6 protein-coding genes and 1 pseudogene are annotated in these 12,043 nt (G+C 39.5%); all 7 read right to left on the minus strand.

Translation table 11 applies throughout. The annotated features are described in order from the left end of the window. Nucleotides 1–35: 35 nt before the first annotated feature. Nucleotides 36–419, minus strand: a pseudogene (locus tag AC00Y6_RS09180) (transposase); the annotation flags it as partial. Between the two features lie 199 nt (nucleotides 420–618). Continuing rightward, nucleotides 619–1,908 (minus strand): site-specific integrase, encoded by a 1,290-nt coding sequence (locus AC00Y6_RS09185; protein WP_474490321.1) that lies wholly within the window; start codon nucleotides 1,906–1,908, stop codon nucleotides 619–621. A gap of 231 nt (nucleotides 1,909–2,139) precedes the next feature. Continuing rightward, nucleotides 2,140–4,161 carry a kojibiose hydrolase gene (locus tag AC00Y6_RS09190; protein ID WP_474490322.1) on the minus strand — a complete coding sequence of 674 codons (2,022 nt, stop codon included), beginning with the start codon at nucleotides 4,159–4,161 and terminating at the stop codon, nucleotides 2,140–2,142. Nucleotides 4,162–4,343: 182 nt separating this feature from the next. Beyond that, complete coding sequence (locus tag AC00Y6_RS09195; protein WP_474490323.1) at nucleotides 4,344–6,500, minus strand: glycoside hydrolase family 97 protein; 2,157 nt, start codon at nucleotides 6,498–6,500, stop codon at nucleotides 4,344–4,346. 6 nt (nucleotides 6,501–6,506) lie between these two features. Next, complete coding sequence (locus AC00Y6_RS09200) at nucleotides 6,507–8,981, minus strand: glycoside hydrolase family 31 protein (protein ID WP_474490324.1); 2,475 nt, start codon at nucleotides 8,979–8,981, stop codon at nucleotides 6,507–6,509. A gap of 87 nt (nucleotides 8,982–9,068) precedes the next feature. Further along, on the minus strand, nucleotides 9,069–10,535 hold the full coding sequence (locus AC00Y6_RS09205; RefSeq protein WP_474490325.1) for a SusF/SusE family carbohydrate-binding protein: 1,467 nt from the start codon (nucleotides 10,533–10,535) through the stop codon (nucleotides 9,069–9,071). Between the two features lie 21 nt (nucleotides 10,536–10,556). Further along, nucleotides 10,557–12,032, minus strand: a complete 1,476-nt coding sequence (locus AC00Y6_RS09210) for a RagB/SusD family nutrient uptake outer membrane protein (RefSeq protein WP_474490326.1) — start codon at nucleotides 12,030–12,032, stop codon at nucleotides 10,557–10,559. Between the last annotated feature and the right edge of the window lie 11 nt (nucleotides 12,033–12,043).

Below are 12,043 nucleotides of genomic sequence, written 5' to 3' on the forward strand. Positions count from 1 at the left end.
TTTTTCTAAAAAAAACAAAAAAAATCGGAAGAAAAAATCTTCCGACCATGACTAGCTTTGACTTCACCCTTTAATCGCTCGCTACGAAACCTGTTCAACGTATTATGATCAGGACGGCTCATTGCCGAAAGCCACATAAAATGGATGTTTTCCTTCAATGCCTGTTCCATTTTCCGACTTGAATAAATGTTACTCAAATAGCCATAAATCAATACTTTCAAAAGCATTTTCGGGTGGTAAGATGAAGTTCCTCCCGGTTTATAGCTTTTGATTAAGTTTTTAATATCCAAACCATCGATGATGTTTGAAACTATTTTCACAGGATGCTTGTCATCAATCAACTCCGATAAATTCGGAGGAAAAAGCAAATTTTGTTTGGGATTGTAATCTTTAAAGACTACTTTTGACTTAGTTACCACACAGCAAATTACGAAATTTGCAACTATTAGGAAAGCCGAGGCTTTCCTTTTTTGCATAAAAAAGGCTATCTCGCTTTTGAGACAGCCTCATTATATTGTGGTAATACATCGATAATCTGATATAAAGAATCGTTTTGTTGATTATTGTTTTCTCCCATCAATCAAATAATTTGAATTTTACAAACTTACAATAGAAATATTATAGCTGATTAAATTTATCCATTGCACTAGCTTTGATTTCATCGGCAATGTCAATATAGGGTTTCATTGCCTTATAATCGCTATGCCCAGTCCATTTCATGACCACTTGCGCAGGAATACCCAATGACAGGGCATTACAGATAAATGTTCGCCTTCCTGCGTGAGTCCCCAAAAGAGCATGTTTCGGAGTCACTTCATCAATGCGTTTGTTACCTTTGTAATAGACCTCTCGTACAGGCTCGTCAATTTCAGCCAATTCCGCCAGCTCTTTCAAATAATCATTCATCTTCTGATTGGTGATGACGGGAAGAACTTTATCATATTCAAAATTAACTTCTTTATACTTGTCCAGTATTGCCTTGCTGTGATTGTTCAATTCGATGATTAAGCTATCTGCAGTTTTGACAGTGGTAATTTCGATATGGTTCTCTTTTATATCACTTCTTCTAAGATTGAATACATCGGAATACCGAAGCCCCGTAAAGCATTGGAATAAAAAAACATCTCGAACTCTTTCCAGATATTTTTTTGTTTCGGGGATTTTATATTCTCTCAATTTCGTTAGTTCTGCCCAGGTCAGAAATATAACTTTCTTTTGAGTGGTCTTTAATTTTGGCTTGAATAATTCAAAGGCAAAATTAGACGTATATCCTTTCTTTTTGCTCCAGCGAAGAAACCATTTTAGAAATCCCATCTGCTTACCGATGGTACTATTTCGAAAACTCTTTTTATCACGGAGATAGTGTACAAATTCGGTCAGTTTTTTCTCGTCCCATGATTCGAAAGTCAAATTTTTGTCAAAATCTTCCAAATGCTTTTTCGTGGTGGCAAATTTTTCATAGGTAGCTTCTGTCCAATTGTTATGAACCCCACAATCCCGTACAAATTCGTCAAATTTATCCATAAACGAGAGGATGCCTGTTTCTAGCATCAGATTATTGGGCAATTCCTTATTTTGTCGATTATTGAATGCTACTTTAAGTTGTTCAGGATTAGGAATGATTTCATTTACTTCACACTCTTTGAAAATATCCTGAATATCCGAATAGTATTTTAAAAGGTCTGAATTGATTTCGGCTGCGGCCTGCTTGAGTTTATTGGTACAGCCATTTTTTACACGTTGCTTGTCTTCATCCCATTTGGAAATGTCGATACGGTAACCTGTTGTAAACTCTATCCTTTTATTATGGTAAATAACACGCATACGGATGGGAACATTCTCTACCACAGGGACACCTTCTTTCTTTCTTTTTTCAAGCGCAAAAACTATATTTCGTTTGATATTCATGGGTGTAAAACTTAATAATCGACACCCAAATTTACACCCAATTTTTAATATGTACAAAGATTATTTATGATACTTTATCATAATCATAAAAAATGTTATCTATTGATTATCAATATTTTGATATTTTGTGATTACCTAAAAGAGTTCAGGAGAAAGAGCCTCCAACTCCACTTAAAAAACCATCTCAATTGAGATGGTTTTTTTAATTAAATAAGTATTAAAAAGTAATGCTTACTGCATCACAGAATAATCCTTCCTATCCACACCAATACCTTTCAGTGTCAATTTTTTCCAGTGTTTTGGAAGTACGCTTTTATGCTGAATAATACCTTTATCTGTTATATCAAGTCCTCCAAAACCATTAATGAAGGTTTGCAAAATTCCGCCTGCTCCTGTCATAAAATAAGGATTGGAGCTGGATGGCGTTTCTGCCAACACGCCAAAAGGTGGTCTTTGGTTCGGTTGATATGCTTTTTTGAACATCGCATACGCTTTATCAGCATCGCCTAATCTTGCATATTGAACAGAAAAAGCTGAAAATGTCATTGCCGGCCCGTGGTCTTTGTCAATTTTTGACGTGTAATATTCCAGATCTTTTTTAATTTGATTGGCATCGGTAATGATCCCCAAAGGATACGCCAACAGATTGACATCTGCCTGCTTAATCATTTCACCTTTATAGCCTTTATATTCCTGCGTTACACCATTACTCATTTTAGAAATCACCAAATGATCACTGATGTCTTTCCATATTTTAGGGGCTGTTTTCCCAACAATTACAGCAGCATTGGTGGCATATTCCAGTGCTTTTTTAGCAGCAGCATTGGTATAAGCATTGTCATCCACCCCTTCGGCATATTCATCGGCGCCAATCACGTATTTGATAGAATAGCTTCCGTCCTCATTTCTACTTGCTCTGGAAGTCCAGAATTCAGCAATCTTTTGCATAACAGGATAAGCTTCTTTTGTAAGCCAGTCCTTATCTTGAGTCATTAGATAATAATTCCAAAATGCGATGGCAATATCTGCCGTAATATGATGTTCAAACTGACCTGTGAGTGCATTAATTGGCGTTGCTTCTTCACCTTTATCATCAGATTCCCAAGGGAACATGGCGCCTTTGTAACCGTAGGACATAGCTCTGTTTTCAGCCGCTTTCAGGCGATCTGTACGGTAATCAATCATCGATTTGGCGATACCCTGATTCATAAAGAGCATTGGTGGATACATCCAGATTTCGGTATCCCAAAAAATATGACCGCTGTAAAAAGTGCCAGACAATCCCATCGGAGAAATACTCAACCTAGAGTTTTCCAACGCATTAGAATACAGATTAAACAAAGCGGACCTTGCTACCAATTGTGCTTCATCATCGCCTTCAACCACAATATCACCTTTCCAAAGATCTTCCCAAAGGGCATAATGATCTTTCAGAATACGGTCTGTTCCTAAATAAGAGACATAGATCACTTCCCTCTCGGACTCACTTTTTGGATCGTTAAAATCTCGGGATGTACAAATGGATCCTACCAATGAAAATTGGATGGTTTCGCCCTTTTTCAAACTGCCTTCAACGATGTTCTTAATCTGATCTTCATTTCGGGAAATGAGTTTTTTATGATCGAACAAAAATTCTGACGACGCCACAACTTTATGGGCTTTTTGGGCAGATTGGGCTTCGGTTTGCAGAATTATTTCCTTACCGGCATCCAGGCCAACGTGAGCTTCTTTTACCCGCTTTTTAACATCGATATAAGAATCGGGCACATCCATTTGATTGATGCATTGCATCTGGATCTGATCTAATGCTTTTACTTCAACCGTAATCAATCCCGAATAAGGTAGATTGCGAAGAGCGGTAATGGTATACTTGATTTCGGCTTTCCCAGGAATGGTAAATGAAGTGGTGTGGGTGGCTTTTTTAAGATCTAAAGACTGCTTCCATTGGGTGATGGAACCCATCTCGACTTTTTGATTATTCAAAAACATCTCCATATGAAAGGGATTAATCCCCTGCAAAGCCTGATTAACACCGGCATCTCCAATATCGAAAACGTGATTGAGCATCACATGTCGCACAGAGAATGGCTCCTTCCAAGGTAAAATACCTATTTTTCCACTGGCAATAGGGGCGCCTACATAATTATCCGAATTCTTGGCTTCTATAGTCCACAATGATTTTTGGTTTTGCGCGAAACTATTAACCGCTAAAAATAGAACCAAAAACAGTGTGATCCTGAATCTTTTATTCATACTTCAGTTTTACTAATTTTATTATTGAGCTTTTTGTCTGCATCAATTTTATATTAAAAACGGCTCCGTTTAATCTGACAATCAATTATAAAAAATATCAAAATGTCAATCTAAGCGGAGCCGAATTAATAATCAATTGATTATGGTTTTAAACCATTTCTACATATCCTATAAATGATGAATTACAATGATTTAAGACCTTTTGTTTCTGCTTTATCTTTTACAGGAACAATGCTTACGGCATAACCGCCACCTGCTACAGACACCTGCTCCAATTTTGATTTTTTAGTTACCAAAACTTTGCGAATGTTATAAGCCTGAGGATTTTTAAGATAATCTGCATCTTTTGCATCAGAATAAATAGTTGCGATGTACTGCTTACCAGCATCTAGGAAATCCAAAGAAATTTTTGATGTAAAAGGTGTATAACCTGCTACATTCCCTACAAACCATTTGTCAGATCCTTTTGCTTTTCTAGCTACGGTAATATATTGTCCTGGTTCAGCTTCTAGGTACTTGCTTTCATCCCAATCGATTGCGACATCTTTGATAAACTGAAAAGCATCGGCAAATTTCTCATAATTCTCTGGGAAATCTGCAGCCATTTGCAATGGACTGTACATGGTAACATATAATGCCAATTGGTTAGCAATAGTTGCATTAACATGGGAGCCATTGGTAACATCCATCTGGAAAATACCTGGCGTGTAATCCATTGGGCCACCTATTAACCTTGTGAAAGGTAGAATGGTAACGTGGTTTGGATTGTTTCTTTCATTTCCAAAAGCTTGGTATTCTGTTCCCCTGGCAGACTCGTTGCCGATAAGGTTAGGATACGTTCGCGCAATTCCAGTTGGGCGTACAGCCTCGTGAGCGTTCACCATAATTTTGTAATCTGCAGCTTTTTCTATCGCATACTGGTAGTGGTTATTTGTCCATTGGCTGTAGTGTGTTTCTCCCACAGGAAGGATGTTTCCTACATATCCACTTTTCACGGCATCATAACCATACTTGTTCATCAGTTTATAGGCAGCATCCATGTGGCGCTCATAATTTCTTACAGAACCTGATGTCTCATGGTGCATGATCAATTTAACACCTTTTGAATGCGCATAAGCATTAAGGGCTGCAATATCAAAATCTGGATACGCTGTTACAAAATCAAAAACATAATCTTTATCGTGGCCAAACCAGTCTTCCCAACCAATGTTCCAGCCTTCTACCAAAACGGCATCAAAACCATTTTTTGCAGCAAAATCAATGTACTTTCTTACGTTAGCATTGTTGGCACCATGCTTTCCATTAGGCTTAGCTTTAGCATAATCGGTAACACCTAGCTGTACAGACGGGAACTCATCTGTATATGACCAACTGCTTTTCCCGGAAATCATTTCCCACCAAACGCCTACATACTTCGTTGGTTTAATCCACGATGTATCGGTAATTTTGCTAGGGTCATTCAAGTTATAAGTCATTTTGGAGGCCAAGATATTTCTGGCATCATCGCTTACGATAATCGTTCTCCAAGGTGTGTGGCGTGGTGCCTGCATTTTACCTTTGTCCCCATGAGAATCCGGCGTTAACCAAGACTCGAAAACCATGTTTTTGTCATCCAGATTAAGGTGCATACAAGAATAATCAATCAAAGCTGCCTCGTGAAGGTTGATGTATACGCCATCTTTGGTTTTCATCATTAATGAAGTCTGTACTCCTGTTGGTGAAAATGAAGTTTGGGAAACATTTCCTTTTTCATAAGATTTTGTCATCAATCCTCTGATTTCGGAGAGTTTAGATGTTGTATAGTTGTATTCCTGCGTATCGTAATCTCCCGGGATCCAATATGCAGTATGGTCGCCTGTCATTGCGAACTGCGATTTCTCTTCTTTTATCGTGAAGTAAACCAAATTGTTCTGCTGAGGAAACTCGTAACGGAAACCTAATCCATCATCAAACAAACGGAACCTAACGTCCATCAAACGATCTGTCCCTTTTTGCTTAAGGTTAATTACAATTTCGTTGTAATGGTTTCTGATATTTTTTTGCTCACCCCAAACCGGTTGCCAGGTTTCATCAAAGGAGGCAGTCTTAGAGCCTACTATTTCAAAATTATTGTTTAAAAAATTTCGCGGATCATTGGCCGGCGCATCTTTGGTTGAAAGTAAAAAACCTAGTCTGCTTGGCTTAACCACTTCTTTGCCTTTGTAACTAAGTTCGTAGGAAGGATACCCACCATTTTGCACTGCAAAATTCATTACAAATTTTCCGTCCGGCGACTGCAATTTCTGAGCTGCAACCAGCCCTACCAGAAATAATGCTACAATTAAAAAAAACTTCTTCATTTACTACTAATTAACGTTAATATTTATTTTAGTTCTGTTATCAGGTATTTTGATTAGGATTTTGTTTCCTTTTTCGTCCCAGCTCCACAAGGTTTTGGTGGTATCTTTATCGATGTCCAACGCATCAGCCGCCACAAAATTGATTTGCTTGCCATTCACTAGAACCGATTTAGGCCTTTGTTCTGCTAAGATGCTCAATACAAAATTACGCTTGTCCGACTGGCGAAAGCCTTTATCTTCTGGAGTAATCTCAATCTCGTAACCAGCAGCCTTGGTAGTGCAGACGATGTTGGTACGGGAAAAAATATTTTTAAGATAATCCTGATTTTCGCCCTCATCTTCATAAAGGCTAAAACTTGTCTTCTCATCCTCATAATTGGGGAAAATATGAAAATAAACAGGATAATCTTTTTTCTCGTGAATGTATTGCATAATAGGCATCATTGGGATAATAGATGCTTTTCTCACAAAAATAGGAATGGTGTTGAGTGGTGCTTTGTAAGCAACAGTTTGGCCGCCAAGGTATTCGGTTTTTTTATCATTAAAATCAATCCATTCGCCATCGGGCAAGTATACTCTCTTCACGCGTTCTCCTTTTTTAAGGACAGGAGCCACCAGCAATTCCTCGCCGAAGATAAACTGATTATCAATTTTTGCCGCTTCCAAATCATTGGGATATTCCATAAATAAGCCTCTGGTAATAGGCAGTCCAGTATCGTGTGCTTTCCTTGAATAGGTGTAAAGATAAGGAAACAATTGGTATTTTAACTCTATTGCAGCCTTGGTATTTTTTTCTGCTACTTCGCCAAACATCCAAGGTTCTACGGCATTGTCTCCCTCATGGTGGGCACGGCTCAGCGGACAAAACACGCCAAACTGCATCCATCTTGTATAGAGCTCTGCCATTGCAGGATAATCGGTAATATCACCACAATACCCGGAAATATCGGTTGTCCAGAACGGGATTCCGCCCAAACCGGCAGAGATGCCAACGGCTACTTGATTTTCCATCTGTGCCCAGCCATCCAAGACATCATTTCCGTTACCACTGTCATTGGTCCAACCAAATGTATAACGCTGCAAGCCTGCATAAGCAGAACGGGTCATTTGGAAAATACGACGGTTGGGATTGCGTTTTTCAAACTGCTCTTTCACCACTTTGTCCCAAGTTAAACCATACACATTATGGATCTCATCATGCATGCCAAGCCGGTGCTTCATATTTAAGCGGTCCGTATCTTCTTCGTTGCTCCAGGCAGGTTCTCCCATATCGGTCCAAAATCCTCTAATGCCATCATCAATTGGTTTTTGCTGATATTTGCCCCACCAGTCGGCCACTTCGGTAATGGTAAAATCTACCACGCCACAGTTTCCTCCCCAAGGCCAAGGCATGTCATACGCCTTGTTGGTACGGACATCTTTTACAAAATACCCCAACTTATCGGCTTCTGCCCATTGTTTATTCCCTTTTTGAGAAATCACAGGATCCTGGGAAACAATCATTTTGATACCATTGTCTTTCAGTTTCTTCAACATCGCTTTTGGATTGGTATAATTGCCTTTTCGCCATTCGAAATCCTGAAGATTCTGAGTCCAGCCAATATCTTGATAAATGATGTCAATAGGGATTTTTCTTTTTCGGAATTCTGCGGCTACTTCCAGCGCCTGATCCTCTTTGGTATAAAGACCACGACTTTGTGCAAAACCTAACGCCCATTTTGGAGGCATAATCGGTTGCCCTGTGAGTGTGATGTATTGCTGCTGTATCTCCTTATAATCTTTGCCATAGATAAAGTAATAAACGAAAGCACCATCCGGAGCTTCGAAAGAGTAATAGTCTTGGGACTCTGTCCCGAATTTAAATTCGGTTTTATAGGTATTATCAAGGAAAATTCCATAGCGGTAACTGCTCATAAAAAACGGAATGCTCTTGGCTATCGGGTCTTCGGTAACGCTGTAACAAGGCCTGTCGCTGTTCCACATTTTGTAGTTTTTCCCCCGGCGGTTGAGTGTTCCGGTTTTTTCGCCAAGCCCAAAAAATTGCTCATCGCTACGCAAAACCTTATAGGCTTTCACACTTTTGTCTTTGGAAACCTGTCCCTGATCTTTGTAATCACTATAGATCAGTTTTTGATAATTATCAAAAATCTGAAGCTGCATCGGGTTCTTGTTGATCCGTATACGAAGTTTTGAGGTAAAAATTTCGTATGCGGAAGTCTCTTCATTAACGCCGATGTCTCCAATATTTTCAAGTTTCTCATTAACCACTGCAAAAGTGGGGTTGCTTCTAGTGAATTTGCCAGATTGATCAAACCATATTTTTATGACGAAATTGCTATTCACGGTTAAAGAAAGTTTGGAACCGTCTTTCCCATTGAATATCACCTGATTTCCTTTCTTGTTGTACGATGTACATTCGGTTGCCAGCAACATCGCCGAGTGGAGCAATGCTAAAGCAAGGAAAATCATTTTTTTAACCATTGTTTTGCTTTTTAATTCAATTTAATTTAAATTATTAAGTATAAAATCACACGGCATTGCTACCGTGTGATTTTTGATAAGAAAAAATTACTGAATATTAAGTGTATTAGTATCTAAATTAAGTGTAATGGTATAGTTTCCGGCAGCCGGCACTCGCCATTTAAGGTCTGTTGCATCACCACCTTCACATTTTACACGTTCTGAAAATGCACCATTTGTAATGCTTTGATCTTTGGTTTTAGCCACCAACTCTGTCCCGTCACACCAAGAGGTGTTAAACTTAGTAAATTTAAGAGACCCAGCTGTCAACGGACCTGTATAGGTATACACACTTCCATTTTTCTGCATTGGTGCCAATGTTCCCATGTTCCATGAGTTAGGCGTTGCATCACCAATAATGTAAACATCTACTTTCTCAAATTTGATGGTATTATTAGCAGCATTTAATGTGATCTTGTATCTGGCTGCCTCTGCGGAGGACACTTTCCATTTTAGATCATTGTCGCAACCTTTTAGCTGTTGCACAGCACCGTTTACCAGCCCCTGGTTGTCTACCATTGGACGGTACCAGTTACCACACCAATCTCCTGTAGTTCCTGCAAGGATCTTGAAATTACCCGCTGTTAAAGAGCATTCTAAAGTAAAAATAAACGGATTGGTTTTATCCTGAGTAAATGACTTAGGATCTTTGATATCCCAACCACTTGGCGACGCATCTCCAACAATGTAGATATCACTAAACTGTGGCGCATTCATCTTTTCTACTTTGATAGAAAGACTAACCAGGTTTACCGTAATCTTGTACAGACCAGCTGTATCTATAACCCATTGTAAATCTGCACCGCTGCCACCTTCGTTATAAACGATTTTGTTATCATCCGATGGATCTTTGGTATAGAAGTCCTGCTTCCAATCGCTGTTTTGATTAACAGCAAATTTGAAATTACCTGAAGACAATTGCCCGGAATATGTGAACTCCGACGGGTCTGTCTTACTTCTCATAAGTTCTGTTGATTTGGTAATATCCCAACCACCAGGTGTGGCGTCACCCACGATAAACAAGTGATCTGTAAATGGCTTGAATGGCGTTACTGTAAAATCTGCCACTGCAGTCTGTGCGTTTACAGAACTATCCCCAAAGCTGGCAGTTATGCGGGCCTGCATCGTAAAAGGTTTCCCCGGTTGAGCCCCGTAAGTTTTTACCAGAATGTTGTTGAGATCACCAATTTTCATATCATACGAGTAGATATTTTTACCGATCTCATAAACCTGAGGATGTGCAAAGTTATTATCCTTCTTGTCGATTTCCAACTTGTAGGTGATAGACGAGCTGGTTCCCATATTGTTTCCAGCAGTCCATGAAAAATTATAGTTGGAATTGTACATGTTAGGCAGAAGCTCGTTGATCTCGGCTGTTTTTATAGACAGCGCACTTATCTCATGCTCCTGGCTTGCCAACTCCTCTCTACAGGCCAGAATGCCCAGAAAAGCCAGTAATGGCAAAAGAAGCAACAACTTTCTATTCCACTTGTTTAAGTTATATAGCTTTTTCATATTTTTTCTATTATTAGATGATTAATAACCAGGATTTTGTGTCAAATTTGGATTTCTGTCTCTCTCAATCTGAGGAATTGGTAACAGAAGATGCTTATTGGCTGCATTGGACTTTCCAATAGAGTGAAGGAAGTTTAGGCCGTATTGTCCATTGTTAACCCGCACAAGATCAAACCAACGCTGCCCTTCGAAAGCCAACTCCATCCTTCTCTCATGAAGAACTTTGTCTCGGAAATCCGCTTGCGATAAACCGGAAACAGGTGCTAGCCCAGCCCTTGCTCTTACAAGATTAAGCGGAATTGCGGCCTGCGATGTTTGCCCCAATTCGTTAAGAGCTTCGGCTTTCATCAGCAATACTTCGGAGTAACGCATGATTGGGAAGTTAAGCGGACTGTTGTTATATGATGGGAAAGCGGATAATGGCACCAAGAATTTTCTTACGTTGTAACCCGTTAGCGAGTAAGAAGGTTTGTAATCTTTACCGTCAAACTGAGGACATCCGTCGTAGAAAATACTTTTTGCTTTTCTGTTGTCGCCGGTCTCATAGCTGTCTACAAATTCCTGTGTAGGCTGGTTCCATCCGTAACCACCTCCTACAAAATTGGATCCTCTAGGCCCCATGAACGGACTCGCCCATGATGCTTGATTTTGGTTACCCCAGAAATCATAATTTCCATCTGACGCATATTGTACCTCGAATAGAGACTCGGCAGAGTTTTCTGTATTAACGTTGAAGTTATTTGAATAATCTGCATTAAGAGAGTAGCCCATACCTTCTAACTGATTGGTCAATTCTACCACTTTCTGCCAGTTGCCCAATGTGAGATATACTTTTGCCAATGCTCCTATCGCTGCACCTTTGCTTGCTCTACCTTTGTCGGCATCGCCATAAGTTTGTTTTGTAGGAAGTAATTGGATAGCTTGCTCCAAATCTGCAATGATTAGTTTATAAACATCTGCTTTTGGTGAACGGGCCGGATACAAATCTCCGTTTACATCCTGCGGCTCTGTTACCAAAGGAACGTCACCAAAAAATCTTACCAATACAAAATAGTAATGAGATCTTAGAAAGTAAGCTTCTCCCAAACTACGATTTTTAACGGCGTTGTCTATGTTAAGACCTGGAGCCGTTTTGATGACAATGTTACTGGAAAGAATCCCCGGCCATGGACCTCTCCACAGGTCTAAAACACCAGGATTATCTGTACTGGTAACAAAATTGGCCAGCTGTGTGGTCTCTATACCGTCATCACCACCACCAGCGCCTACAATACTGTTTCCGGCAAAAATATCGGTGGTCCACATTCTCATGTTATAAAGCTTTGGCCATTGCAATGGCTGGTAAGCACCGTTTACCATTGTTACCAACTCTTCTGCAGTTTTTGGATAGTTACCTGTATTAATGGTATCAGGTTGCACCTTGTCCAGAAAATCATCACTACAATTAATCATTGAAAGTGTAAGAAGTGCGAATAGTGTAATTTTTATCTTTTTCATGTCTAGTTGTA

Source organism: Epilithonimonas sp. (assembly GCF_056329745.1).